Source organism: Glycomyces mayteni, from assembly GCF_042428885.1.
GTDB lineage: Bacteria > Actinomycetota > Actinomycetes > Mycobacteriales > Micromonosporaceae > Glycomyces > Glycomyces mayteni.
On sequence record NZ_JBHMBP010000002.1, the window covers coordinates 620,831 to 644,535 of the forward strand.

Annotated in this window: 28 protein-coding genes; 22 read left to right on the top strand and 6 right to left on the bottom strand. The window is 75.0% G+C overall.

Translation table 11 applies throughout. The features are described from left to right. Positions 1–13: 13 nt before the first annotated feature. From ACFFXY_RS09565 to ACFFXY_RS09580, 4 genes are all read right to left on the bottom strand, one after another. Positions 14–928, bottom strand: coding sequence for a formylglycine-generating enzyme family protein (locus ACFFXY_RS09565; protein ID WP_382348957.1), 915 nt, complete (start codon positions 926–928; stop codon positions 14–16). 147 nt (positions 929–1,075) lie between these two features. After that, entirely contained in the window at positions 1,076–1,297 is a 222-nt protein-coding gene (locus ACFFXY_RS09570) for a hypothetical protein (RefSeq protein WP_382348960.1), read from the bottom strand. 60 nt (positions 1,298–1,357) lie between these two features. Beyond that, the gene (locus ACFFXY_RS09575; RefSeq protein ID WP_382348963.1) at positions 1,358–1,801 is read right to left on the bottom strand and encodes an SRPBCC family protein; all 444 of its coding nucleotides are present in this window, start codon (positions 1,799–1,801) and stop codon (positions 1,358–1,360) included. A gap of 64 nt (positions 1,802–1,865) precedes the next feature. Then, positions 1,866–3,305, bottom strand: a complete 1,440-nt coding sequence (locus ACFFXY_RS09580) for a serine/threonine-protein kinase (RefSeq protein WP_382348966.1) — start codon at positions 3,303–3,305, stop codon at positions 1,866–1,868. A 214-nt stretch (positions 3,306–3,519) separates the two neighbouring features. On the opposite strand from ACFFXY_RS09580, the gene ACFFXY_RS09585 reads away from it, so the two are divergent. The 6 genes from ACFFXY_RS09585 to ACFFXY_RS09610 all read left to right on the top strand — a co-directional run bounded on the left by ACFFXY_RS09585 (position 3,520) and on the right by ACFFXY_RS09610 (position 8,604). Beyond that, positions 3,520–3,828 (top strand): EthD domain-containing protein, encoded by a 309-nt coding sequence (locus tag ACFFXY_RS09585; RefSeq protein ID WP_382348969.1) that lies wholly within the window; start codon positions 3,520–3,522, stop codon positions 3,826–3,828. Positions 3,829–3,895: 67 nt separating this feature from the next. Further along, entirely contained in the window at positions 3,896–5,149 is a 1,254-nt protein-coding gene (locus ACFFXY_RS09590; protein WP_382348972.1) for an ABC transporter substrate-binding protein, read from the top strand. Positions 5,150–5,152: 3 nt separating this feature from the next. Continuing rightward, positions 5,153–6,103, top strand: a complete 951-nt coding sequence (locus tag ACFFXY_RS09595; RefSeq protein WP_382348975.1) for a carbohydrate ABC transporter permease — start codon at positions 5,153–5,155, stop codon at positions 6,101–6,103. Then, positions 6,100–6,966 carry a carbohydrate ABC transporter permease gene (locus ACFFXY_RS09600; protein WP_382348978.1) on the top strand — a complete coding sequence of 289 codons (867 nt, stop codon included), beginning with the start codon at positions 6,100–6,102 and terminating at the stop codon, positions 6,964–6,966. The genes ACFFXY_RS09595 and ACFFXY_RS09600 overlap by 4 nt, the downstream gene beginning before the upstream one ends. Positions 6,967–6,988: 22 nt before the next feature. Further along, a complete protein-coding gene (locus tag ACFFXY_RS09605) occupies positions 6,989–7,918 on the top strand; it encodes a dihydrodipicolinate synthase family protein (RefSeq protein WP_382348981.1) in 930 nt (309 codons plus the stop codon). Continuing rightward, positions 7,915–8,604: a FadR/GntR family transcriptional regulator gene (locus ACFFXY_RS09610; RefSeq protein WP_382348983.1), complete on the top strand. Its 690-nt coding sequence runs from the start codon at positions 7,915–7,917 to the stop codon at positions 8,602–8,604. The genes ACFFXY_RS09605 and ACFFXY_RS09610 overlap by 4 nt, the downstream gene beginning before the upstream one ends. A 53-nt stretch (positions 8,605–8,657) precedes the next feature. Here the strand turns inward: ACFFXY_RS09610 and ACFFXY_RS09615 are convergent, their stop codons facing one another. Continuing rightward, positions 8,658–9,269: a TetR/AcrR family transcriptional regulator gene (locus ACFFXY_RS09615; RefSeq protein WP_382348986.1), complete on the bottom strand. Its 612-nt coding sequence runs from the start codon at positions 9,267–9,269 to the stop codon at positions 8,658–8,660. A gap of 92 nt (positions 9,270–9,361) precedes the next feature. Between ACFFXY_RS09615 and ACFFXY_RS09620 the strand changes: the two genes are divergently transcribed. Beyond that, entirely contained in the window at positions 9,362–10,327 is a 966-nt protein-coding gene (locus ACFFXY_RS09620; RefSeq protein WP_382348989.1) for an NADP-dependent oxidoreductase, read from the top strand. A gap of 2 nt (positions 10,328–10,329) precedes the next feature. Here the strand turns inward: ACFFXY_RS09620 and ACFFXY_RS09625 are convergent, their stop codons facing one another. After that, positions 10,330–11,538, bottom strand: coding sequence for an MFS transporter (locus ACFFXY_RS09625; protein WP_382348991.1), 1,209 nt, complete (start codon positions 11,536–11,538; stop codon positions 10,330–10,332). 99 nt (positions 11,539–11,637) lie between these two features. On the opposite strand from ACFFXY_RS09625, the gene ACFFXY_RS09630 reads away from it, so the two are divergent. The 15 genes from ACFFXY_RS09630 to ACFFXY_RS09700 all read left to right on the top strand — a co-directional run bounded on the left by ACFFXY_RS09630 (position 11,638) and on the right by ACFFXY_RS09700 (position 23,704). Continuing rightward, the gene (locus ACFFXY_RS09630; RefSeq protein WP_382348994.1) at positions 11,638–12,723 is read left to right on the top strand and encodes a DUF5937 family protein; all 1,086 of its coding nucleotides are present in this window, start codon (positions 11,638–11,640) and stop codon (positions 12,721–12,723) included. A gap of 79 nt (positions 12,724–12,802) precedes the next feature. Further along, positions 12,803–14,392: an SDR family oxidoreductase gene (locus tag ACFFXY_RS09635; RefSeq protein ID WP_382348997.1), complete on the top strand. Its 1,590-nt coding sequence runs from the start codon at positions 12,803–12,805 to the stop codon at positions 14,390–14,392. A gap of 57 nt (positions 14,393–14,449) precedes the next feature. Next, positions 14,450–15,034: an isopentenyl-diphosphate Delta-isomerase gene (gene idi / locus ACFFXY_RS09640; RefSeq protein ID WP_382349000.1), complete on the top strand. Its 585-nt coding sequence runs from the start codon at positions 14,450–14,452 to the stop codon at positions 15,032–15,034. Beyond that, the gene (locus tag ACFFXY_RS09645) at positions 15,034–16,098 is read left to right on the top strand and encodes a polyprenyl synthetase family protein (RefSeq protein WP_382349003.1); all 1,065 of its coding nucleotides are present in this window, start codon (positions 15,034–15,036) and stop codon (positions 16,096–16,098) included. Before idi ends, ACFFXY_RS09645 begins: the two co-directional genes overlap by 1 nt. Then, a complete protein-coding gene (locus tag ACFFXY_RS09650) occupies positions 16,095–16,958 on the top strand; it encodes a phytoene/squalene synthase family protein (protein WP_382349006.1) in 864 nt (287 codons plus the stop codon). The genes ACFFXY_RS09645 and ACFFXY_RS09650 overlap by 4 nt, the downstream gene beginning before the upstream one ends. After that, a complete protein-coding gene (gene crtI / locus ACFFXY_RS09655; protein ID WP_382349007.1) occupies positions 16,955–18,481 on the top strand; it encodes a phytoene desaturase family protein in 1,527 nt (508 codons plus the stop codon). Before ACFFXY_RS09650 ends, crtI begins: the two co-directional genes overlap by 4 nt. 1 nt (position 18,482) lies before the next feature. Beyond that, positions 18,483–18,800: a lycopene cyclase domain-containing protein gene (locus tag ACFFXY_RS09660; protein ID WP_382349010.1), complete on the top strand. Its 318-nt coding sequence runs from the start codon at positions 18,483–18,485 to the stop codon at positions 18,798–18,800. Then, complete coding sequence (locus tag ACFFXY_RS09665) at positions 18,797–19,102, top strand: lycopene cyclase domain-containing protein (protein ID WP_382349013.1); 306 nt, start codon at positions 18,797–18,799, stop codon at positions 19,100–19,102. The genes ACFFXY_RS09660 and ACFFXY_RS09665 overlap by 4 nt, the downstream gene beginning before the upstream one ends. Continuing rightward, on the top strand, positions 19,099–19,980 hold the full coding sequence (locus ACFFXY_RS09670; protein ID WP_382349016.1) for a prenyltransferase: 882 nt from the start codon (positions 19,099–19,101) through the stop codon (positions 19,978–19,980). The genes ACFFXY_RS09665 and ACFFXY_RS09670 overlap by 4 nt, the downstream gene beginning before the upstream one ends. Positions 19,981–19,996: 16 nt before the next feature. After that, positions 19,997–20,374 carry a DUF4267 domain-containing protein gene (locus tag ACFFXY_RS09675; RefSeq protein WP_382349019.1) on the top strand — a complete coding sequence of 126 codons (378 nt, stop codon included), beginning with the start codon at positions 19,997–19,999 and terminating at the stop codon, positions 20,372–20,374. Positions 20,375–20,507: 133 nt separating this feature from the next. Continuing rightward, positions 20,508–21,062 carry an ECF RNA polymerase sigma factor SigK gene (gene sigK, locus ACFFXY_RS09680; protein ID WP_382349022.1) on the top strand — a complete coding sequence of 185 codons (555 nt, stop codon included), beginning with the start codon at positions 20,508–20,510 and terminating at the stop codon, positions 21,060–21,062. After that, positions 21,059–21,781 (top strand): anti-sigma factor, encoded by a 723-nt coding sequence (locus tag ACFFXY_RS09685; protein ID WP_382349025.1) that lies wholly within the window; start codon positions 21,059–21,061, stop codon positions 21,779–21,781. The genes sigK and ACFFXY_RS09685 overlap by 4 nt, the downstream gene beginning before the upstream one ends. A gap of 147 nt (positions 21,782–21,928) precedes the next feature. Further along, positions 21,929–22,261, top strand: coding sequence for a hypothetical protein (locus tag ACFFXY_RS09690; protein ID WP_382349028.1), 333 nt, complete (start codon positions 21,929–21,931; stop codon positions 22,259–22,261). A gap of 48 nt (positions 22,262–22,309) precedes the next feature. Next, a complete protein-coding gene (locus tag ACFFXY_RS09695; RefSeq protein WP_382349031.1) occupies positions 22,310–22,486 on the top strand; it encodes a hypothetical protein in 177 nt (58 codons plus the stop codon). Between the two features lie 75 nt (positions 22,487–22,561). Further along, a complete protein-coding gene (locus tag ACFFXY_RS09700; RefSeq protein ID WP_382349034.1) occupies positions 22,562–23,704 on the top strand; it encodes a YcaO-like family protein in 1,143 nt (380 codons plus the stop codon). Position 23,705 lies beyond the last annotated feature (1 nt).

Consider the following 23,705-nt stretch of genomic DNA (forward strand, 5'->3'; position numbering starts at 1 on the left):
GTGGTCGGGGAGGTCAGGCGGCGACGCGGAAGCCGATGTTGCCGCTGGAGCTGTCCGGGGTGTTCGCGGAGCGGGCCGCGACCCGGTACCGGTTGCAGTACGAGTCGTGGCACATGTGGGAGCCGCCGCGCATGGCCCTGGCCTGGCCGTGCTCGGGGCCGCGGGGGTCGGGGCCGGGGCGGTGGTCGCGCCCGAACCAGTCGGCGGTCCACTCCCAGACGTTCCCGACCGTGTTGTACAGGCCGAACCCGTTGGGCTCGAACGACTTCGCGGGGGCCGTACTGAGATGCCCGTCCGCTGCGGTGTTCTCCCTGGGGAAGTCGCCGCGCCAGATGTTCGCGCGGTGCCGGCCGTCAGGCTCGAACTCGTCGCCCCAGGGGTAGACGGCCTGTTCGAGGCCGCCGCGGGCGGCGTACTCCCACTCGGCCTCGGTCGGCAGGCGCGTCCCCGACCAGGCGCAGTACGCCTGCGCGTCGTTCCAGGAGACGTGGGTGACGGGGTGGTCGCGGCGCTCGTCGGCGTCGGAGCCGGGGCCTTCGGGCGCGCGCCAGGTGGCGCCGTCGACCGAGCGCCACCACGGGGCGGTCGGGACGCGGGGCGAGACTTCGGCGATGCGCGGGTCGAGGAACCCGTCGAACACGAACGAGTACCCGAACTCCTCGGCCTCGGTCCGGTGCCCGGTCGCGTCCACGAACGCGGCGAACTCGGCCACGGTGACCGCGGTGGCGGCGATGCGGAACGGCGACAACACGACCCGCCGCACCGGCCCCTCCGCGTCCTTCGGATGCCCGATCCCGTCCTCGGCCCCCATGAGGAACGCCCCGCCGTCCAGCCCGACCAGGCCCGCCCGCCGCGGCGCGAGCCCGACCGCCACCGGCGCACGACCTGCCGACCGGCCCGCATGACCTGGGGCGCAACACGGGTCCATGAATCTCCCTGAAACGAGGCGAACACGACGCGGCACCAGCCTATGCCCGCCCGCGCGCATAGTCAACTTATCCGATGGGAATTGTTGATTATCCCGTCCGGCTCACCCTCGACTACAGACCCGCGAGCCGTGCCTGCGTGCCCGATGCTAGGACGGCGCCGCCTGGGCGAGGAAGACGTTGAAGATGCGGACTACCTGGTCGAGGAAGGTGAAGCCGCTCGGCTCGTAGTCGAAGGCGAGCTCCTCGCCGCATCCCATGGCGAGGGGGTCGGAGGGGTTCGGGAGTTCGGTGGTGGAGATGTTCCAGGCGACCAGGGCGAAGACGGCGCAGAGGAGGACGACGCGGAGCCGCACGGGGATCCAGTCCACCGCACCGGGCATTGCCCGGGCGTCAACGCGAACGGCAATGCCGCGGCAATGCGGCGCCGGCTAGTCGAGGCGCTGGGCGTAGGAGGCGAGGTCGTCTGCCATGCGCTGCATGATCTTGGGGAGGAAGAGGGGGGTCAGCCAGCCGATGCCGGGGCGGGGGCGCCAGGTGCCGTGCCACTCGATGCGGGCGCCGCCTTCGGGCGTGGTCGCGAGTTCGACGGCGGCGCGGTAGTCCTTCATGGCGAGGTTGAACGCGTCCTCGTAGGACATGCGCTCCTCGGGCACCAGCTCGGTGAGGCGCTCGCCGGTGACGGCCCGGCCCGTGCGGAAGGCGCGGACCGCGCCGACGCCGTCGCGTCCGTCCGCGGCGAGGCCGCTGGAGCGCTCCTCGACCAGCTCGTCGAGCCCCGTGGACCAGCGCGGCCAGGCGCGCCCGTCGACCAGAAGCGCCCAGACGGCGGAGACGGGGGCGGAGGTCGTGGCGCTGACGTGGTATCGAGGCACTGGTGAGTCCCTTCTGGACATTTGGTCGCGGCCGGAGGTGTTGCCGCGGTGAGCCTCTCGGAGATTAGAAGAGCTCCCCGGTCCACGTGTAGGAGGGGTCGGCATACCAGGACGATTCGCACTCCTCGTCGCTGTAGCCGTCGGCGGCGCACTCGTCGAGGTACACGTCCCGCTCGGACGGCCCGCCGCCGTAGAGCTGGCCCGTCCAGGTGTAGGACGGGTCGCTGCCCCAGGAGACCTCGCACTCGGCCTCGTCGTAGCCGTCCCACATGCACTCCTGGACGTAGACCTCGTGCTCGCCGGGCTCCGAGGTCGTCCACGTGTCCTCGTAGGTCTCGCTGTCCGTGTAGTCGGACGAGGGCTCCTCCACCTCGCTGTCGCGGTCGGCGTACCAGACGAGGCCCGCGATGACGGCGCAGACGAGGACGATCGCGGCCCCGGCTCCCATGCGCGCCTGGGCGTTCGGGTCGGGCGCGGGCCGGACCGGGGGAGTGGGACGGGGAGTGGGCCTGACGGGCGGCGTCGCGGTCGGACCGGGCTCGGGCGGCCGGACCCAGGTGGGCCGGTGCGGGTCGGTGACCATGGTCGGACCGGTGTCGACGCGCGTCGGGTGCTCCTCGACGCCGTCGAGGAGGAGCGCGATCCGGCGCTGCTGCTCGTCCTCAAGGGACGCGATGGCTTCGGGCCAGGGCCGCGAGGACGGCGCGAGCGGTCCGATGAGGTCGAGGAGCCCGGCGGGGGTGGGGCGGTCGGCCGGGTCGGGGGCCAGGCACCGCGTCGCGAGCGCCCGCACCCGGGCGGGCACGCCGGACAGGTCCGGCGCGGCGCGCACGACGTTGTTCATCGTGTCCAGCGTCGAAGCGCCGGAGAACGGTCCGGTCCCGGTGCAGGCCAACACGAGCACCGAGCCGAGCGAGAACACGTCGGAGGCGGCCGTGAGCGGCTGCGACCGCGTCTGCTCCGGGGACATGAACCCGGGCGTGCCGATGAGCGCGCCGGTGCGGGTCAGGTCCGAGCCCTCGGCGGCGCGGGCGATGCCGAAGTCGATGACGCGCGGCCCGCTGGACTCCAGGATCACGTTGCCCGGCTTGAGGTCCCGGTGGATCACCCCGGCGGCGTGGATCGACGCCAGCGCGGAGGCGAGCCCGGCCGCGAGCCGGATCGCCGCGGCCTCGGGGAGCGGCCCGGCGGCCTTCACGGCCTCGTCCAGGGTCGGCCCGCGCAGGTACTCGGACGCGAGCCACGGGACCGGGGCGTCGGGCCCGGCGCCGACCACCGCGGCCGTGTAGAGCCCGGAGACCTGCCGCGACTTGCGCACCTCCTCGCGGAACCGGGCCAGGAACTCCTCGTCCTCCACCAGCCACTCGCGGACCACCTTGACCGCCACGAGCCGCCCGTCGGCCCCCGCCCCCAGCAGGACCCGCCCCATCGCGCCGCGCCCCAGCTCGGCGTAGACCCGGTACGGGCCGATGCGGTCGGGATCGGTGCTGGACAAGGGCTGCATGGCGTCTCCGACGGTGCGGGGCTTCGGCGCGGCCGGGCCCACCGGTCCGGCCGCGCCACGTCCCGCCCACTCCACCAGGCCCCGTCACACATCCGTCCTCGCTCGGGACGCGGGCCCGGTCGCGGGCCCAGTCGATCGACCGATGCGCGCCGCCTCCACAAGGGAATAGCGTCAGCCGGTACCGAAAGCGACCGAGCGAAGGAGCCGATCCGTCATGATCCTGCGAACCTGGACCGCCCGCGCGACCCCCGAGGGCGTCGCCGCGTACCGCGCGTACTTCACCACCGTGCTGCTCCCGCTCCTGCGCGAGCGCCCCGGCTTCAGAGGCGGCTGCCTGGTCGCGGAGGAGGGCGGCCTGGGCACCCTGACGTTCTGGGACTCGCTCGACGCGATCCGCGCGTTCGCCGGGGACGACTGCACCACGGCCGTCGTCGAACCGGAGGCGCGGGCGGTGCTCGTCGACTTCGACCGCGTCGTGCGCCACCGGGAGGTGCTGGCCGACGCCCGGCCCGGCCTCGATTGACAAGTTATCAGATATCTGATCTACTCCTCCGATCGCGAGTTCCGACGAAGCAACTCCTGGAGGACCAATGACGCGAGCACCCCTCCGCCGCGCGGCCGCGGCCGTCGCGGCGGGCACCGCCGCCCTCTCCCTCACCGCGTGCGGCGCCTTCGGCGGCGGCACCGGCACCGACGGGTCCGACGCCGGAGACGGCGTGATCACCTTCTGGCACTACTACGGCGACCCCCACGGCGTCCCCCTCGAAGCCGCGCTCGCCCGGTACGCCGAGGAGACCGGCGTCGAGGTCGAGCCCCGGTTCATCCCCTTCGAGGACTTCAGCCGCACGCTCCAGCAGCAGGCCGCCGCGGGCGGCCTCCCCGACATCGCGCTCGTCAACGCCTTCGAGACCGGCCAGCTCGCCGACGCCGGGATCATCGAGGACCTCAGCGCCTACGCCGACGAGTGGGGCGAGCAGGACGCCTACTACGAGGCCGGCTGGGAGACAGGGCAGGTCGACGGCGCGACCTACGGCATCCCGCACCTGGCCGACGACTACGCGCTCTACTACAACGAGGACGTCCTCGCCGCCGCGGGCGTCGAGGTCCCGACCACCTGGGACGAGATGGAGGCCGCCGCGGCCGCGATCGCCGACAGCGGCGCCGCCTCCTACGGGCTCGCCATGTCCGGCATCGAAGGGGCCGAGGGCGCCACCGGCATCCTCCTGCGCACCCTCGCCGCGGGCGGGGACCTCGCCGGTTTCGGCGGCGAGGCGGGCGTCGCGGCCCTGGAGTCGATCCAGCGCATGACCGCCTCGGGCGGGCTCTCCGAGGGCTTCCTCACCTGGAACGAGGACGACGCGATGGCGGCGTTCACCAACGGCGAGGCCGCCATGGCGATCAACTCCGCCAGCGCCGTCAACGTCGTCCGCGAGAACGCCCCCGACCTCGCCTGGAACGTGGCCCCGCTGCCCGCCGACGCCACCGAGGCGACCTTCCTGTCCGCCGAGAACCTCGCCATCGGCGCGGGCAGCGGCGACGCCGACGCCGCCTGGGACCTCATCGAGTGGCTCCAGCAGCCGAGCGTCCTGGAGGAGTACCTGCCCGAGCGCAACAAGCTCCCCGCCCGCTCCGACGTGCCCGGCGCCGTCACCGACCCGGTCCGGGCGGTCTTCGCCGACCAGCTCGTGAACGCCTGGGCGCCGACGGGGGAGACCGCGCTCCACTCCACCGAGGCGCTCACCATCGTCCAGCAAGCGCTCCAGGCCGTGGTCAGCGGTTCGGCCTCCGCCGCCGACGCCGCGGCCGAGGCGCAGGCGGCCATCGACGAGGCCATGGGGCGCTGACGGATGGCCCTCGCCACCGCACCGCGCGCCGACGCACCGCCGCGGCCGGCCCCGTCCGGCCGCGGGCGGGGCCGGGCCCGCCGCCTCCTCGCGCCCCTACTGTTCACGGCCCCCGCCGTGGTCTTCGTCGGCGCCACGGTCGTCTACCCGCTGCTGTACAGCGTGCTCCAGAGCTTCTTCGACATCGGCCTGCGCGAGGTCGTCCAGGGCGGCGCGGAGTGGGTGGGCCTGGAGAACTACGCCGACCAGTTCGCGCGGCCGCGCTTCTGGGACTCCTTCGGCGTCTCGATCGTCTACACCGCATCGAGCGTGGCGCTCACCTTCGCGATCGGCCTCGGCCTGGCGCTGCTGCTGCGGCGGCCCTTCCGCGGCCGGGACGTGCTGCGGGCGCTCATCCTCGTGGCCTGGGTCCTGCCCACAGTGGTCAGCGCGAACGTGTGGCGGTGGCTCCTGGACGGCAGCTACGGCCTCCTCAACGCCGTGCTCCGCGCCCTCGGGCTCCTCGACGGCGACCTGTTCTGGCTCGGCCGGCCCGGGGCGGCGGTCGCCGCGGTCGTCTTCGCCACCGCGTGGAGCTTCGCCCCGTTCGCGATGATCCTGCTGGCCGCGGGCCTCGAAGGCATCCCCAAGGGGCTGTACGAGGCCGCGCGCATCGACGGCGCCTCGCCGTGGCGGCAGTTCCGGCACATCACGCTCCCGCAGCTGCGCCCGGTCTCGCTCGCCGCGCTCCTGCTCGTGTTCATCTACACGTTCAAGAACTTCGACACGATCTTCCTCATGACCGCGGGCGGCCCCGGCGGCGCGACCGCGACCCTCCCGGTCTACGCGTACAACGAGGCGTTCGAGTTCTCCCGCTTCGACACCGCCTCGGTCGCCACCACGGTCCTCATGGTCGTGCCGATCGCCCTGTCCCTCTTCTACTTCCGGGCCTTGCGGAAGGAGCGCGACGCATGACCGCCGCCGACACGACCCCCGCGACCGGCTCGCGGCGCGACCGCCGCGCCCGGCGCTGGCTCGCGACCGCGGGCGTCCTCGCCGCCGCCGTCTACCTCGTCCCCGTCTACTGGATGGTCGTGACCTCCCTGAAGACCGGCGACGCGGTCTTCCGCGTGCCCCCGGACCTCGTCCCGCTCCCGCCGACCGTCGAGTCCTACGCCCGCGCGGTCTTCGCCGACCCCGACATCGCGCGCGGCCTCGCCAACAGCGCGGTCATCGCCGTCGGGACCACCCTCGTCACCCTGCTCATCGCGCTCCCGGCCGCCTACGGGCTGGCGAAGTTCAAGGTCCGCGGCATCGGCGCGGTCATGATGCTCATGCTCATCGTGCAGATGGTCCCCTCGGTCAACCTCGCCCTGCCGATGTTCGTGCTCTTCAGCGGCGCGGGCCTGGTCGACTCCTACGCGGGTCTGATCATCGCGAACTGCGCGCTGGCCGTGCCGCTCGCCGTGACGATCCTGCGCCCGTACTTCCTCAGCGTCCCAGAGGAGGTCGTGGAGGCGGCCAAGATGGACGGTTGCAGCGAGCTCGCCTCGTTCGTGCGCATCGCGCTGCCGGTCTCGGTGCCGGGCATCGTCACCGTCGCCGTGGTCAGCTTCCTCGGCGCGTGGGGCGAGTTCGTCTTCGGCCTCTCCCTCGCCACCAGCGAGGGCATCCAGCCGGTCACCATCGTCCTCGCCGAGATCACCAACGAGTTCGGGGTCCGCTGGAACGACCTCATGGCGGTCTCCGCGGTCGTCGCGCTCCCCGTGATCGCGGCGTTCGTCTTCCTCCAGCGGTACATCGTCGCCGGGCTCACCGACGGCGCCACCAAAGCGTGACACGCGCACGAAAGGACAGCTCATGAGCCGGTTCGCATTCTGGGCGGCCGCCCTGGCACCCTACGACGGGAGCGGGCGGCTCGACCCCGCGCGCGTCCCCGAGCAGCTCGCGCACCTGCGCGCGGCCGGGGTGCGGGGGGCCTTCGTCAACGGCACCAGCGGCGAGTTCCCGTACCTCACCGTCGAAGAGCGGATGTCCCTTCTGGAGGCATGGGTCGCGGCGCGCCCGGAGGGCTTCGGGCTCGGCGTCCAGGTCGGCGGGCTGCCGCTGGCGACCACCCGCGAGCTCGCGGCCCACGCCAAGGGCCTCGGCGTCGACCTCGTCGCCACCGTCGCGCCCTATTACGGCCAGGCGTCCACCCTCGCCCACCTGGTGCGGTGGCTGGCCGAGGTCGCCGAGGCCGCCGACGGCGTCCCCTTCTGCTACTACCAGATCCCCTCGATGACCGGCCCGGTCCCGCGCCCCAGCGCGGTCATCGCCGCCGCCTCCGCCGAGATCCCCACGCTTGCCGCGCTGAAGTACACCGACGAGGACCTCATGGAGCTGGAGGCGATCCGCCTCGCCCGCCCCGACCTCCGCGTCTACTTCGGACGCGACGAGCTGCTTCCCGCCGCGCTCGCCGCCGGCTCGGACGCGGCGATCGGCAGCCTCTACAACGGCCTCGCCCCCCTCGCCCACGCCGTCGTGGACGCCTTCGACCGCGGCGAGACCGCCCGCGCCCACGACCTCCACCGCCCCTTCCGCGACATCGCGCGCGCCGCCACCGGGCCCGGCTTCGTCAAGGAGCTCATGAACCGGCTCGGCCCCGACATCGGCCCCGCGCGCACCCCCTGGGGCCCGGCGACCGACGCCGACCGCGCCTCGATCGACCGGCTCGTGCCGCCCCTGCGCGACGCGCTCGCAGCGGCGGGCGACGCACCGTCCGCAGTGCCCGGTACGGTCGTCGCATGAGATCAGGCGGCCCGATCTACCTCGCCGCGCAGCGGAGGCTGCGCGACTACATCCGCGAGCACGACCTGCCCGCGGGCGCGCGCCTGCCCAGCGAGGCCGACCTCGCCGCCGAACTCGGCGTCAGCCGCCTCTCCCTGCGCGAGGCCACCCGCAGCCTCCAGACCCTCGGCGTCATCGAGGCCCGGCACGGCAACGGCCTCTTCGTCTCCGAGTTCTCGTTCAAGCCGATCATCGAGCAGCTCCCGTACGGCCTCGCGGGCACCGGCACCGCCGTGGTCGAGGTGCTCACCGCCCGCGAGGCGATGGAGGCCGGGCTCATGCCCGCCGTCGCGCGCGCCGGGCTCGGCGCCGAACTCCGGCGCTGCGCCGACCTCGCCCGCGAGATGACCGAGCGCGACGAGCGCGGCGAGGACTCCCGCGAACTCGACGAGGAGTTCCACCGCACCCTCTACTCCGGGCTCGGGAACCCGCTGGTGGACAACCTCATCGACCTGTTCTGGCGCCTCTTCGGCGAACTCAGCCGCGAGGTCGGCGGCCGCATGCTCGCCCCCGCCCCCGACCGCGGCCTCCTCCACGCCCGCATCATCGACGCCCTCGCCGCCGGGGACGAGGACCTCGCCGTCCGCCGCATGCGCGAGCACTTCGACGACCTCCGCAAGCGCATCACCGCCCTCGAAGGCCCCTGACCCCGCGACGGCCGAAGCCGTGCGGCAGTGGTGAACAGCGCCTCCGGCCCCGCTCAGGCGAGCGTCGGCGCCTCGGCGGGCAGCGGGCGCGCCCCCTCGGGGCGCAGCCCGTCGAGGATGACGCCGAGGTAGCGCCGCCACAGGTCCGGCGAGGCGTCCGGGACGTACCCGGCGATGTAGTTCGGCGCGCACATCAGCAGGAACACGTCGGTCCCGGTGATGTCGGCGCGGAGCACGCCCTCCTCGCGGGCCCGGTCCACGATCCTGTCGATCGTCCCCGTCATCCGGTCGCGCGCGGCGGCGACCTCCGGCATCGACCCGGCCGCCTCGGCGAGGAACGACAGGTCGCGCTCCTGGCGCTGACCCGCCGCGGCGGTGAGGAACTCGTGCAGGGCCGAGGCGGCGTCGGCGGCGGCCAGCAGCTCCTCGCCGCGGCGGTGCAGCTCGTCCATGCGGTCGGTGAGGATCGCCGCGACCAGGTCGTCCTTGGTCGCGAAGTGGCGGAAGACCGTGCCCTTGCCGACCCCGGCGCGCCGGGCGATGTCGGCGACCGAGGCGTCCAGGCCGTGCTTGGCGAACTCGTCGGCGGCCGCGGCCAGCAGGAGTCTGCGGTTGCGCACGGCGTCGGCGCGGGGCGGTCGGGCGGCGGCGGCGGCGGCGGTCATGGCCCCACCCTATCAAGTTGACCGCCCGGTCCGTTTAGTGCTAGCGTCTCCGAATAAAGTGACCGAACGGTCCGTTTAATGGAGGACGCATCATGAAGGCAGTCGCCGCACTCGACTACGGCCCGCCCGAGCACTACACCGTCACCGACCTCCCCGCCCCCGTCCCGGGCCCCGGCCAGATCCAGGTGCGCGTCGCCGCGGCCTCGGTCAACCCCGCCGACGTCAAGGTCCCCAGCGGCGAGTTCCGCCGGGACTTCCCCCTGGAGTTCCCCTACGTCCCCGGCAACGACTTCGCGGGCACCGTCAGCGAAGTCGGACCGGGCGTGGACGCCTACCGCGTCGGCGACGAGGTCTTCGGCCAGGCCGTCCCGCGGGCGCTCAAGGCGCTGGCCGGGCCGGGCCGGGTCTCGCTGGGGACCGGGTCGATGGCCGAGTACGCGGTCTACGAGGCCGACACGCCGTTCATCGCCCACCGGCCCGCGGGCCTCGACGTCGAGACCGCCGCGGCCCTGCCCACGGTCGGGCTCACCGCCCGCGCCCTCATGGCCGCGGCCGAGGTCCCCGCCGGGGCCACGGTCCTCGTCGTCGGCGCGACCGGCGGCGTCGGCACCACCGTGGTGCCGCTGCTCGCCAAGCGCGCCGAGGTCATCGCCACCGCGACCCCCGCGGACGAGGCGCACCTGCGGCGACTGGGCGCCGCCGCGGTCGTCGGCTACGACCCGGCCGGGTACCCCTCGGACGTGGACGTCGCGTTCAACCTGGTGCTGCCGGGGGACCGGCTCGCCGACCTGAGCGCGGCCCTGCGCCCCGGCGGGCGCCTCGTGACCATCACCTTCCCTGTCACGCAAACGGAATGGCTCGGCCGCGACGACCTCGACCTGCGGTTCGTGCTCGACATGGAGGGCCGCTTCGGCGGCATGGGGGAGGTCGCCGAGGACGCCGTGCGCGGCGAGCTGGACGTCACGGTCGGCCGCCGGTACACCCTCGACCAGGGCCCCCAGGCCATCGCGGACTTCGCGAATCGCCACACCACCGGGAAGCTGGTGGTGCGCATATAGCGTCAGGCCCGCGCGCCCCGGTCCCGCTCCGCCGCGACGGCGGACGCCGAGACGAGCGTCGCCGCCGCGAGGCCGCCCCACAGGGCGAGGGGCCCCGCGGCGGCGAGGGCGGTGATCACCGCGGGTGAGACCGCCAGGCCCAGGCCCGTGGAGAACTGGAAGCGGGCGAGGGCGCGGCCCATCGCGCGGGCCGGGGCCAGCGCCGTCACGAGCGCGGTCGCGCTGCCCGCGTAGAGGATCTCGCCGATCGTGCAGACCACGGACACCGCCGCGACCGCCGGGGCGGCCCAGCCGTGCCCCAGCGAGGCCGCGGCCAGGAACCCCAGATAGGACGCGGCGAGGACCACGCCGCTCCACGCCAGCACCGACCGGCGCGAGTACCGCGACAAGAGGACGGTGAGCGGGACCTGCAACGTGACCACCAGGACCGTGTTCGCCACGAACACGGCCGCCGCCCACGCGGGGGAGGCGTCCAGGTAGGTCACCAGGATCAGCGGGAGCGCGATCTCGGGGACGTTGAGGCAGAACGTGTACACGACGTTCGCGGCGAGCAGCGCGCGCATCCGCGGCGCGGGCCCCTCCGGGCGGTCCCCTTCCGGTGCATCGGCTTCGCTCGCCCGCAGGCGCACCGACCAGGTCAGTGCCGCCGCGACGAGGTAGGCGAGGCCGGTGACGGCCGCGAGCGCCTGCAATGCCGCCGCGCCGCCGGTCAGGAACGCGAGGGCGAGGAGCGCGCCCGCGCCCATGCCCGCGTTGCGCAGGGCGCGGCCCCCCGCGAGGGCGGCGTCCCGCTCGCGGCCCTCGGCGAGGGTGGCGACGACGGCCGCATGGGCCGCGGGCCACGCCTGGTTGCCGACGCCGAGGAACAGCGCCGCCGCGGCGAACGTCCACACGTTCCCCGTCGGGGAGGCCAGCAGCAGCGCCACGCCCGCGACGCGCACGAGCATCGACGCCGCCACGACCGTGCTGCGCGCGCCCCGGTCCAGCCAGTGGCCCACCCCGGGCGTGCACGCCAGGGCCGCGACGATGCCGCACGTCATCGCCAGTCCGGTGGCGGGCGCGGACAGCCCCAGCACCGTGACGCCGTAGAGCAGCAGGAACGGCCGGAGCAGGCCGGTGCCGAGCGCGTCCACGGCCAGGGCGGCGGCGTAGCGGGGGCCGCCGGAGGCGCGGACGAGGCCGCTCGGGCGGATCTTCAGGGTGGTTGCCATGGCGTCAAACATGCGTTCGGCCGCGGCGCGGGCCGCGTCGATTGACGGTGTTCGTCAACCGATGCGGCCCCCGGCGCGGCGACCGTCGAGAATGAGGGCATGGCGTTGAGGATCGACATCGGCGGACTGCCGCCCGAGCGGCTGCGGTTCTCGGTCTCCCCGCTGGCCGAGCTGACCGCGATGCTGCACGTGCTGGCCGAGCCCGCGCACCACCCGCGGCTGTCGGGCTGGGCGGGCGGCGTCTGGTCCGGCCTGCGGCCCGAGCTCGCCGACCGGCTCAAGGAGGCCGAGTTCCTCTGGCGCTCTTCACGGGCGGACTTCCTCGTCCCCGCCCGCCCCCGGCCCACCCTCGCCGAGGAGCTCGACGACGTCGACAAGATCGGCGACGAGGCGTACGTGACCGCCGCGCTCGTCACCACCTGCGGCAGCAACCGCGTCCACTTCCCCGGCCTGTCGCCGCTCGCCGACCCGGCGGCCCGCGACCGGGCCCTGGGCCTCGCGCAGGCCCGCGGCGCGGTCCAGGAGGCGTTCGCCGAACGGCTGCTCGCCGACCCCGCCGCCGTGCGGGCCCGCGTGCGCGACACCCTCGAACAGTGCGCCGAGGCGTTCTTCGACGCCGCCTGGAGCCGGGTCGCCGTGCGGCTCGCCGACGACCGGCGCCGCAAGAGCGACCTGCTGGCGCACCGTGGCGTCGAGGCGGCGCTCGCCGCGGTCTCCGGGGCCGTGGCCCTCGCGCCCGGCGGCGGCGCGATCATCGTCGACAAGCTCCAGGACAGCGCGACCGCCGCCGACGCGGACGGCGTCACGTTCCTGCCCAGCGTCTTCGGCCGCCCGCACCTGGTCGCCGTCTACGCGCCCGGGTGGCGGCCGGTCGTCCAGTACCCCGTGGCCGAACCGGACTCGCCCGACCCGGTGCCGCTGGAGACGGTCACGCTGCGCCTAGAGGCGCTCGCGCACCCCGTGCGGCTGCGCCTGCTGCGCACCCTCGCCCGCGGCCCGCACACCACCGGCGAACTCGCCCACGCCTGGGAGCTCTCGCCCCCGGAGGTCTCCCGCCACCTCGCCGTCCTGCGCCGCGCGGGCCTGCTCACCGCCGAGCGCCACGGCCGCTACGTCCGCTACTCCCTCAACCTCCCCGACCTCACCGGCCTCGGCACCGACCTCCTCGCCGCCGTCCTCCGCTGAACACGCCGATCCGCCCGTGACCGGGACGCCCGCCGGTCCGCTCCCATAGGCTGCCTGGGACGGCCGGGGGAGGGCGCGGATGGGCGGGGCGGATCTGACGGCGCCGAGCGGGCGCGAACCCGAGTACCGCTGGACGCCCGCGCACCCGGGCGAACCGCCCCCGCTGGTGCTGCTCCTCGGCGCCACCGGGTACATCGGCGGCAGGCTCCTGCCGCGGCTGCGCAACGCCGGGTACCGGGTCCGGGTGCTCACCAGGCGGCCCGAGCGGCTGCGCGGCCTCGCCCCGCCCGACGTCGAGGTGGTCGGCGGCGACGCCGCCGACCCGGCCGCGGTGCGGCGGGCGACCGAAGGCGCCCGGTTCGTGTACCACCTCGTCCACTCGATGACCGACCGGCGCGACTTCCAGCGGCTCGACCGGCTCATCGCCCGCAACGTCGCCCGCGCCGCCGCGGCCGCCGGCGTCGCGCGCATCGTCTACCTCGGCGGGCTCTCGCCGCGGACCGGGCCGCTGTCGGCGCACCTCGCCTCGCGCCGCGAGGTCGGCGAGATCCTCCAGCGGTCCGGCGTCCCGGTCCTGGTGCTCCAGGCGGGCGTCGTCATCGGCTCGGGCTCGGCCTCCTTCGAGATGATCCGGCACCTCACCGAGGTGCTCCCGGTGATGACCGCCCCCCGCTGGGTCCGCAACCGCATCCAGCCCATCGCGATCCGCGACGTCCTCCACTACCTCCTCGCCGCGCTCCGCGCCGAGGACGCGAACGGGGCCTACGACATCGGCGGACCCGACGTGCTGCGCTACGACCAGATGATGAACGGGTACGCGCGCGTCGCGGGCCTGCCGCCCCGCCGGGTCCTCGCCCTCCCCGTCCTCACCCCGCGCCTGGCCTCCCACTGGGTCGGGCTCGTGACCCCGGTGCCGCGCAACCTCGCGCGCCCCCTCGTCGAATCGCTCCAGCACGACTGCGTCATGCACGACCACCGCATCGACGGCCTCATCGCGCCCCCGCCCGGCGGCCTCGTCCGCTACGGCGACGCGGTGCGCCTCGCCCTCGGCCGCATCGAGGTCGACCGCGTCGAGACGAGCTGGGTCGACGCCACCGTCGCCCGCGCCCCGAGCGATCCGCTGCCCGGCGACCCCGAGTGGGCCGGGCGCGCGGTCTACACCGACGAGCGCGTCCTCGCCACGACCGCGAGCCCCGAGGCCCTGTGGCGCGTCATCGCGGGCATCGGCGGCGAGAACGGCTGGTACTCCACGCCGCTGCTGTGGGCCGCCCGCGGCTGGGGCGACCGCGCGTTCGGCGGCGTGGGCCTCAAACGCGGACGCCGCAGCCGCTCCCAGGTGCGCGTCGGCGACAGCGTCGACTTCTGGCGCGTCGAGGCGTGCGAACCCGGACGCCTCCTGCGGCTCAAGGCCGAGATGCGCCTCCCCGGCCTCGCCTGGCTCGACTTCGCCTGCGAGGCCGGCGAACCCACCCGCTACCGCCAGCGCGCCGTGTTCTTCCCGCACGGCCTCGCCGGGCGCCTCTACTGGCTCGCGGTCCTGCCCTTCCACGGCTTCGTGTTCTCCGGGATGGCCCGCCGCATCGTCGCCATCGCCGAGACCGAGGACTCCGCCACCGGGCCGGGACGCCCGCCGAGCAGGGGCGGGACCGGTCCGAAAAAAATCCCGTGAGGGACCAATCCGAAACCCGGGCGGCTCCGAATGGGTGCTCAAGATCCAGGAGAGGACATGAGTCATGGACGCAAGCGCGGCACGGGACGCGGGGAGAGGACGGACGCCATGGGCGACGCCGTGATCCTCCTCGACGAGGCCGGGAACGCGATCGGGACCGCACCGAAGGCGACGGTCCACACCGGCGCGACCCCGCTCCACCTCGCGTTCTCCTGCCACGTCACCGGACCCGACGGGAGGGTGCTCGTCACCCGCCGCTCCCTCGCCAAGACCGCCTGGCCCGGCGTGTGGACCAACGCGTTCTGCGGCCACCCGCGGCCCGGCGAGTCCTTCGAGGACGCCATCGCGCGCCACGCCGACCGCGAACTCGGCCTGCGGGTCGCCGACGTCGCGCCCGCGATCCCCGGCTTCCGCTACCGGGCCGTCGACCCCGCCGGGATCGTCGAGCACGAGATCTGCCCCGTCTACACCGCGACCGCCGCCGGACCCGTCCGCCCCGACCCGGCCGAGGTCATGGACACCGCCTGGACCGAGCCGCGCGACCTCGCCGCCGCCGTCGCGGCCGCGCCCTGGGCCTTCAGCCCCTGGCTCGTCCTCCAGGCCCCCGGCCTGGACCTCCTGCGCCCCGAAGGTGAACCGTGATGACCCTCCCCGACGCACAGACCGCCGACAGCGCCGTGGACGACGCCGTCGACCGCGCCCTCCGGCGCCTCGTCGCGCAGGGCCGCGCCCGCGACGCCCGCGCGGCCGTCCTCGCCGAAGCCGCCCGCGACGCCGCCTCCGGCGGGAAGCGGTTCCGCCCGCGCCTGGTCGCCGAGTCCCACCTCGCCTTCGGCGGCAGGGGCGTCGCCGACGCCGCGGTCGCCGACGTCGCCGCCGGATTCGAGCTGCTGCACACCGCCTTCGTCGTCCACGACGACGTCATCGACGGCGACACCGAGCGCCGCGGCCGCCCCAACGCCTCCGGCCTCTTCCGCGCCGGAGCCCGCGCGGCCGGGACCCCGGCCGCCCGCGCCGCCCGCTACGGCGACGCCGCCGCGATCCTCGTCGGCGACGTCCTGCTCTACGAGGCCGTGCGCCTCATCGCCGCCGCCGACCTCCCCGCCGGGCCCCGCGCCAGGCTCCTCGACCTCCTCGACGACGTCATCCTCTACTCCGCCGCAGGAGAACTCGCCGACGTCGAGTACGCGACCCTCCCCGTCCCGCCCGCCCCCGAAGCCGTGCTCGCCGCCGCCCGCGACAAGACCGCCGTCTACTCCATCGGCGCCCCGCTCCAGGCCGGCGCGATCCTCGCCGGCGCCCCCGACGCCGCCGTCGACGCGCTCGGCGCGGCCGGACGCGCCCTCGGCCTCGCGTTCCAGCTCGCCGACGACCTCATCGGCGCGTTCGGCACCGCGGGCCAGGCGGGCCGCGCCCCCGGCGCGGACCTGCGCGAAGGCAAGCACACCGCGCTCATCGCGATGGCCCGCCAGAGCGGCTCCTGGCCCGAAGTGGAGGCCGCGCTCGCGCTGGCCCCCACCGGGCCCGACGGGGTGCGGGCCGCCCGCGAGGCCCTCGACGCCTGCGGGGCCCGCAAGCGGGTCCACGCCCTCATCGACGAGACCCTGGAGGCCGCGCGCGAGCGCTGGTCCCGCGCCCCCGTCCCCGAGGCGTCCAAGCGGATGCTCGGGAACCTCACCGACGCCATCGAGGAGCGCACGCCGTGAACGACCCCGACGGACTCGACCTCTACCACCGCACCGCGATGCGCGCGGCCGCCGAGGTCATCGCCGCGTACTCGACCTCGTTCGGCCTCGCCTGCCGCCTCCTGGGCCCGCGGGTGCGCCCGCACGTGCGCGCCGTCTACGCGCTCGTGCGCGTCGCCGACGAAATCGTGGACGGCCCCGCCGCGGCCGCCGGGCTCGACCCGGCCGCCACCCGCCACGTGCTCGACGACTTCGAGGCGCACACGCTCCTGGCGATCGAGGAGGGCTTCAGCGCCAACCTCGTCGTCCACGCCTTCGCGCTCACCGCGCGCGAGTGCGGCATCGGCCCGGACCTGGTGCGGCCCTTCTTCGCGTCAATGCGCGCCGACCTCGACGTCACCGAGCACGACGACCGGTCGCTGCGCCGGTACGTGTACGGCTCGGCCGAGGCGGTCGGCCTCATGTGCCTCCAGGTGTTCCGCAACGCCGGGCGCCCCGGCACCGACCCCGCCGACCCGCTCGTGGCCGAGGGCGCGCGGCGGCTCGGCGCGGCGTTCCAGGAGATCAACTTCCTGCGCGACGCCGACCACGACCGCACCCGCCTGGGCCGCGACTACCTCGGCGTCGGCGACGCCCCGGACGCCCGCGCGGCCGTCCTCGACCGCGTCGACCGCGACCTGCGCGCGGCCCGCGCGTGCATCCCGCTGCTGCCCAAGGACTGCCGCCGCGCCGTCGCCGCCGCGCACGGCCTGTTCGCGGCGCTCGCCGCGCGGCTGCGCGAGGACGACGGCACCGGCCGGGTCCGGGTCTCCAACTGGCGCAAGGCGGTCATCGCCGCGAAGGTCTCGCTCGTCCCGACCCAGCGGGGAGGCGCCGCATGAAGGCGGTCGTCATCGGCGCGGGCATCTCGGGGCTGGCGGCGGCGGGCCTGCTCGCGGCCGACGGCCACGACGTCACGGTGCTGGAGGCCCGCGACGCGACCGGCGGCCGCGCCGGGTCCTGGGAGCACGGCGGCTTCCGCTTCGACACCGGCCCGAGCTGGTACCTCATGCCGGAGGTCTTCGAGCACTACTTCCGCCTCATGGGCACCACGGCCGCAAGGGAACTCGACCTGGTGCGGCTCGCCCCGGCGTTCCGCGCCCACTTCGAGCCGCCCGGGGCCGGGCCGGTCGACGTGGTCTCCGGCCGCGAGCAGGCGACCGCGCTGTTCGAGCGGATCGAGACCGGCGCAGGCCCGCGCCTGGGGTCCTACCTGGACTCCGCCCGCGACGCGTACGAGCTGGCCGTGGGCCGCTTCCTCTACGACACCTACGAGACGACCGCGGGCCTGCGCGACCCCGCCCTGCTGCGGCGCCTGCCCGGCCTCGTCCCGCTGCTCACCCGCTCCCTCGCCGCCCACGTCGAGCGCCGCTTCACCGACCGGCGGCTGCGCCAGATCCTCGGCTACCCGGCGGTGTTCCTCGGCAGCTCCCCGTACCGGGCCCCGAGCCTGTACCACCTCATGAGCCACCTCGACCTCGCCGACGGCGTCCTGTACCCGATGGGCGGGTTCACGAGCGTCATCGCCGCGGTCGAGCGCCTCGCCGCGGCCGCGGGCGCGAAGATCGAGACCGGCGCGGGCGTCGCGCGCATCCTCACCCGCGGCGGGAACGCGCGCGGCGTCCGCCTCGCCGACGGCGGCGAACTCGACGCCGACCTCGTCGTCTCCACCGCCGACCTGCACCACACCGAGACCGCGCTCCTGGGCGGGGGCGAGCGCACCTACCCCGAGTCCTGGTGGCGGCGGCGCTCCCCGGGGCCGGGCGCGCTCCTGCTCATGCTCGGCGTCGACGGCGCGCTCCCGCAGCTCGCCCACCACAACCTGCTGTTCACCCGCGACTGGGAGGCGAACTTCGACGCGGTCTTCGGGCGCCGCCCCCGCATCCCCGACCCCGCCTCGATCTACGTGTGCCGCCCCAGCGCCACCGACCCGACCGCCGCCCCGCCCGGCAGCGAGAACCTGTTCGTCCTCGTCCCGGTCCCCGCCGACCCCGGCCTGGGCCGCGGCGGCGACCCCGGCGTCGAGGCCGCCGCCGACCGCGTCATCGCGCAGATCGCGAAGTGGTGCGGCGTCGCGGACCTGCCCGAGCGCGTCGCGGTGCGCCGCACCGTCGCCCCCGGCGACTTCGCCGCCGACCTGAACGCCTGGCGCGGCAACGCCCTCGGCCTGGAGCACACGCTCCGCCAGAGCGCGGTCTTCCGGCCCCGCAACGCCTCCCGCAAGGTGCGGGGCCTGTACTACGCGGGGGCCTCGGCCCTGCCGGGCATCGGCCTGCCGATGTGCCTGATCTCGGCCGAGCTCGTCCTCAAACGGGTGCGCGGCGACCGCTCGCCCGGCCCGCTCCCCGAACCCGGGGCCGCCTGACATGCCCGGCCTGTACCTCCTGGCGATCCTCGCCAGCGCCGCGGGCGTCGCCGCCCTCGACCGGCGCTTCCGCCTGGCCGCGTTCCGGTCCCCGCGCCGCACGCTGCTCGCCGTCGCCGCCGGGACCGTCTTCTTCCTGCTGTGGGACGCGGTCGGCATCGCCGCGGGCGTCTTCGTCAAGGGCGGCTCGGACCTCCTCCTCGGGATCGACCTCGCCCCGCACCTGCCACTGGAGGAGCCGTTCTTCCTGGCGTTCCTGAGCTATCTCGCCGTCGTGGTATGGGCGGTCGCGCTGCGGCCCGGGAAGGAGGCCCGGTGACGTACGCGCTCCTGTGCCTGCCGTTCCTGGCCGCCGCCGCGGCCCTGACGCTCCTCAGCGCCCGGCGGCCCCGCTTCGGGCGGCGGATGGCCGCCTCGGCGGTCGCCGCCTTGGTCCTGCTCGGGCTCACCGCGGTGTTCGACAACGCGATGATCGCCGCGGGCCTGTTCACCTACCCCGAGTCCCACCTCATCGGAGTCAAGGTCGGCCTCGCGCCGATCGAGGACTTCGCCTACCCGCTGAGCGCCGCGTTCGCGGTGCCCGCGATCCTCGTCCTCCTACCCGAACGGCGCCGCCGATGACCGTCCTGACCGCCCGGAGCACCGCCGCGCAGCTCCTCATCGCCTCGCGCCCGGTGAGCTGGATCAACACCGCCTACCCGTTCGGGGCGGCCTGGCTGATGACGGCGGGCGCGGTGGACGCCGCGTTCGTCGTCGGCGCCCTGTTCTTCCTGGTGCCGTACAACCTCGCGATGTACGGCGTCAACGACGTGTTCGACTACGAGTCGGACCTGCGCAGCCCCCGCAAGGGCGGCGCGCACGGCGCCGTCCTCGACCGCCGGTTCCACCGCGTCACGCTCGCCGCCGCGGCCCTCGCGTGCGCGCCGTTCCTGGCGTACCTCTTCGCGATCGGCTCGGCCGCGGCCAACCTCGTCCTCGCCGCCTCGATGCTCCTGGTGGTCTTCTACTCCGCACCTCCCTTGCGGCTCAAGGAGGTCCCGCTCGCCGACTCGGTCACCTCCAGCGCCCACTTCTGGTCCCCGGCCGCCTACGCGGTCGTGCTCGCGGGCGCGCCGTGGACCGCCGCCACGACCTCCGTGCTCGTCGCGTTCGGCCTGTGGGGGGTCGCCTCGCACGCGTTCGGGGCCGTCCAGGACGTGCCCTCCGACCGCGAGGCCGGGATCGCCTCGATCGCCACCTGGTGGGGCGCGGCGGCCACGGTCCGCTTCGCGGTCGCCTGCTACGCCGCCGCCGGGGCCGCCGTCCTCCTCACCCCCTGGCCCGGCCCGCTCGCCGCGCCGCTCGTGCTGCTCTACATCGCCTCGGTGTGGCCCTACCGGTCCGTGCCGGACGCGCGCGCGGGGGAGTCGACGCGGGGCTGGCGCCGGTTCCTGTGGCTCAATCAGATAGCGGGCTTCGCGGTGACGCTCCTCCTCATCGCCGCGGCCCGCGGCGCCTGACCCGAAGGAGAGCACCATGGACACCGCCGCGCCGATCGCCCTGTGGGCGGCGGCCGCCCTGGGGGCCGCGTTCGTCGCCCTCGGCGTCGCCGCCGCCGTCGCGCCCGAGCGCGCCTCGCGCTCCTACGGCATCCTCGCCACGACGCCCGAGACCCGGGCCTGGGCCGCTGCCGCGGCCTGGCGCGACATCGCCGCGGGCGCGGCCGTGATCGCCGTCGCCTGCACCTCGCCCGCCCCCACCGCCGGGCTCGTCGTGTTCGCGCTCGCGGTGATCCCGCTGGGGGACATGGTGATCCTGGCCCGCCACGGCGTCCGCGCCCCGCGGCCGTTCCTGCCGCACGCGGCCGGGTTCGCCGCCGCCTGCGCCGTCGCGGCGGTCCTGATCGCGGTGTGAGCGCACGTCGCCGCCGACGGCGCCGTGCGGGCCGATACGCTGAGGGCTCGCCGGGACGGAGGACGCAACGTGCACGCACACGCCGACATCGCGCGGGCGCCCCGCGCACTCCCGCGGCGCCCCGGACGGCGCCGTGACTGACACCGTCTCGGCCGCGTCCCTGCTCACGCGCTCCGCAAGCGGCGAGGACGAGGCGTTCACCGAGCTCTACGACCTCGTCTCCCCGCGCGTGTACGGCATCTGCCTGCGCGTCCTGCGCGACCGCGCCCAGGCCGAGGAGGTCGCCCAGGAGGTCCTGGTCGAGATCTGGCGCACCGCCTCCCGCTACGACGACCGGCTCGGCTCGGCCACCTCCTGGATCGCCACCATCGCCCACCGCCGCGCCGTCGACCGCGTCCGCGCCTCCCAGGCCGACCGCGACCGCGAGCGCCGGGCCGCCGCCGAACCGCCCGAGTCCCTCATGGACCCCGTCGGCGACGCCGCCGCGCAGCGCATCGAGCACCGCCAGGTGCGCCGCTGCCTCAAGGCCCTCACCGACCTCCAGCACCGCGCCGTCACCCTCGCCTACTACGGCGGGTACACGTACCGACAGGTCGCCGCGCTCCTGGACACCGCCGTGCCGACCGTCAAGACCCGCATCCGCGACGGGCTCGGGAAACTGCGCGACTGCCTGGAGGCGTCCCGGTGAGCGACGACGTCCACTCCCTCATCGGCGCCTGGGCCCTGAACGCCGTCGACGACGACGAGCGCCGCCGCGTCGAGGCCCACCTCCGCGAATGCGCGTCCTGCGCCGCCGAGGCGGTCGAGCTCCGCGAGGCCGCCGGGCGCCTCTCCGACGTCCTGCTCACCGAGCCGCCGCCCGGACTGCGCGACCGCGTCCTCGCCGAGACCCGCCGCACCGGCCAGGACACCGCCCCAGAACCGCGCCGCCGCCCGCGCCGCACCCGCCGCGCCCCGCGCGTGCGCCTCGCCCTCGGCGCGGCCGCCCTCGCGCTCGCCGCCGCCTTCCTCGGCGTCGTCGCCACCTGGCAGGTCATGCGCACCGCCGACGCGCCCCTCGCCGAGTCCGAGATGACCGCGGTCCTCGAAGCCCCCGACGCCGCCGTCTCGGTCCAGCAGGCGGAGGGCGGCGGCCGCGTCACCGTCCTCTTCTCCGCCGCCCTCGACCAGGCCGTCGTCGTGGTCTCCGACCTCGCCGCGATCGGCGACGACCGCTCCTACCAGGTCTGGCTCGTCGACCCCTCCGGCCAGGTCTCCGCGGGCGTCATGGACCCCGGCGACACCTCGGCGACCATGCTCATCGACGGCCTGGGCGACACCGAGGTCGTGGGTCTCACCAACGAGCCCGCGGGCGGCTCCCCGCAGCCCACCGAACCCATGCTCGCCGACCTCGCCCTCCCCGCCTAGCCGCTCCGGCGCCGCCGATTCCTGCCGCCGCACCGCCGGTCTCCCGCCTTGAACGGGTCGCCTCCCGCCGCCAGACTGGTCCCAGTGTCGGAACACGGCCCCTTGCGCCACACCGGTGACGCCGAGGGCCGCAGCGAAAGGAACGAGATGACCATGAACAGTGCGCTCAAAGCCAACGTGCGACGGGGCGCGGCGATGGTCGCCGGGTTCGCGATGGCGGCCACCCTCACCGGACTCGCCGTCGCGGGCACCGCGTCGGCGGCCCCGGCCGCCGCCCAGACCGAGACGGCCTCGACCACCGACGGCGAGTACACGATCCAGGCCATCCTCTTCGGCACCTACAAGCAGTACGCCAAGTGCCAGGAGGTCCGCCGCGACCTCGTCAGCGACCCCGACCTCAACATCGTCGCGTGGTGCGAGCAGGGCACCGGCCCCCAGGGCGGCGTCGTCTGGAAGCTCTACTACCAGTACGGGCTCTAGCAACCCGCCACCGTCCACTCCTTCCCGTCGCATCGGAGCAGCCAAGTCATGAAGACCCAGCCGCAGGTGGAGATCACCGACCAGTTCATCGGCCGCCTCATCGGCGCCGCCGACGCCGAGGGCGGCCCCGCAACCGGCGCCCCCGCCGCCGACCCCGGCGACGGCGTCGTCCACGCCATCTCCCAGTGGGCCCACACCCACGACGAAGCCCCCGCCTACAACTGAGCGACGCTTCGCGCCGAACCGCCGCGCCCGTGGACTCCCCGTGCCACGGGCGCGGCGCCTCCCCAGGAGACCCCTGTGCCGCAATTGAGGACGTTCGCCGGGACCCGCCGGACCCGGGACCCGCTCGACACCCTGGCGCGCATCACCCCCCGCCTGGGCGAGTACGGGATCACCCGCCTCGCCGACGTGACCGGACTCGACGTCATCGGCATCCCGGTGGTCATGTCGGTGCGGCCCCTGGCCGCGACCCTGTCGGTCTCCCAAGGCAAAGGCGCGACCCTTGCCCACGCCCGCGTCTCCGCCGCCATGGAGGCCGTCGAGCTGTGGCACGCCGAGCACGCCGTGCCGCACGCGGACCCGCAGGGGACCGCCGCGTCCGAACTGGACCTGCCGTACGCCGTGACCGACCTGGAGCAGGTGGAGGGCAGCCTCCTCACCGACCGCACCCGCCTCGACTGGATCGCCGCCGAGATCCTCACCGGCGGCCGCACCCTCGTCCCGCGCGAGTCGGTGCGCATCGGCATGACCGGCACGGCCTGGCGCGGCCACCACCTCTCCTCCAGCTCCAACGGGCTCGCCTCGGGGAACACCGTCGCCGAAGCCACCGTCCACGCGCTGTACGAGCAGATCGAACGCGACTGCACCGCCGCGCTGGCCCCGCGGCCGGTCGGCGAGCGCGTCCTCGTGGACCCGGCCTCCGTGACCGATCCGCACTGCGCCGACCTCATCGGGCGCATCCGCTCGGCGGGCGGCCGACTGGAGATCGCCGACGCGTCCCTCGAACGCTGGCGTCCCGTCAGGTGCTTCACGTGCTCGCTCTGGATGCCCGACATGGGCGCGATGTTCGGCGGGGCGGGCGCGCACACGTCCCCCGCGATCGCGCTGTCCCGGGCCGTCACGGAGGCCGCCCAGTCCCGCCTGACGTTCATCGCCGGCACCCGCGACGACCTCGACCCCCGTGTCTACCGGCGCGAGACGGCCCGGCCCCCGCGCGCCGATCTCGCGCTGGCCCCGTGGTCCGAAGAGCCGGGGGAGTCCGCCGACACCGACGCCGAGGAGCTGGCCCGTCTGGTCGAGCTGGTCACCGCCGCCACCGGGACCGCCCCGATGCGCGTGGACCTGACCCGGCCCGACGCGGCCGGGGACTTCGCGGTCGTGAAGACCCTGAGCCCGGGTCTCGCCTTCCTGTCCCGCCATGACCTTCCCCGTCCGGAGTAGC

Coding starts and splice junctions, on each gene's coding strand:
- ACFFXY_RS09565 (WP_382348957.1), bottom strand. CDS start 928: ATGGACCCGTGTTGCGCCCCAGGTCATGCGGGCCGGTCGGCAGGTCGT.
- ACFFXY_RS09580 (WP_382348966.1), bottom strand. CDS start 3,305: ATGCAGCCCTTGTCCAGCACCGATCCCGACCGCATCGGCCCGTACCGG.
- ACFFXY_RS09585 (WP_382348969.1), top strand. CDS start 3,520: ATGATCCTGCGAACCTGGACCGCCCGCGCGACCCCCGAGGGCGTCGCC.
- ACFFXY_RS09590 (WP_382348972.1), top strand. CDS start 3,896: ATGACGCGAGCACCCCTCCGCCGCGCGGCCGCGGCCGTCGCGGCGGGC.
- ACFFXY_RS09595 (WP_382348975.1), top strand. CDS start 5,153: ATGGCCCTCGCCACCGCACCGCGCGCCGACGCACCGCCGCGGCCGGCC.
- ACFFXY_RS09600 (WP_382348978.1), top strand. CDS start 6,100: ATGACCGCCGCCGACACGACCCCCGCGACCGGCTCGCGGCGCGACCGC.
- ACFFXY_RS09605 (WP_382348981.1), top strand. CDS start 6,989: ATGAGCCGGTTCGCATTCTGGGCGGCCGCCCTGGCACCCTACGACGGG.
- ACFFXY_RS09610 (WP_382348983.1), top strand. CDS start 7,915: ATGAGATCAGGCGGCCCGATCTACCTCGCCGCGCAGCGGAGGCTGCGC.
- ACFFXY_RS09615 (WP_382348986.1), bottom strand. CDS start 9,269: ATGACCGCCGCCGCCGCCGCCGCCCGACCGCCCCGCGCCGACGCCGTG.
- ACFFXY_RS09620 (WP_382348989.1), top strand. CDS start 9,362: ATGAAGGCAGTCGCCGCACTCGACTACGGCCCGCCCGAGCACTACACC.
- ACFFXY_RS09625 (WP_382348991.1), bottom strand. CDS start 11,538: ATGGCAACCACCCTGAAGATCCGCCCGAGCGGCCTCGTCCGCGCCTCC.
- ACFFXY_RS09630 (WP_382348994.1), top strand. CDS start 11,638: ATGGCGTTGAGGATCGACATCGGCGGACTGCCGCCCGAGCGGCTGCGG.
- ACFFXY_RS09635 (WP_382348997.1), top strand. CDS start 12,803: ATGGGCGGGGCGGATCTGACGGCGCCGAGCGGGCGCGAACCCGAGTAC.
- idi (WP_382349000.1), top strand. CDS start 14,450: ATGAGTCATGGACGCAAGCGCGGCACGGGACGCGGGGAGAGGACGGAC.
- ACFFXY_RS09645 (WP_382349003.1), top strand. CDS start 15,034: ATGACCCTCCCCGACGCACAGACCGCCGACAGCGCCGTGGACGACGCC.
- crtI (WP_382349007.1), top strand. CDS start 16,955: ATGAAGGCGGTCGTCATCGGCGCGGGCATCTCGGGGCTGGCGGCGGCG.
- ACFFXY_RS09660 (WP_382349010.1), top strand. CDS start 18,483: ATGCCCGGCCTGTACCTCCTGGCGATCCTCGCCAGCGCCGCGGGCGTC.
- ACFFXY_RS09670 (WP_382349016.1), top strand. CDS start 19,099: ATGACCGTCCTGACCGCCCGGAGCACCGCCGCGCAGCTCCTCATCGCC.
- ACFFXY_RS09675 (WP_382349019.1), top strand. CDS start 19,997: ATGGACACCGCCGCGCCGATCGCCCTGTGGGCGGCGGCCGCCCTGGGG.
- ACFFXY_RS09690 (WP_382349028.1), top strand. CDS start 21,929: ATGACCATGAACAGTGCGCTCAAAGCCAACGTGCGACGGGGCGCGGCG.
- ACFFXY_RS09695 (WP_382349031.1), top strand. CDS start 22,310: ATGAAGACCCAGCCGCAGGTGGAGATCACCGACCAGTTCATCGGCCGC.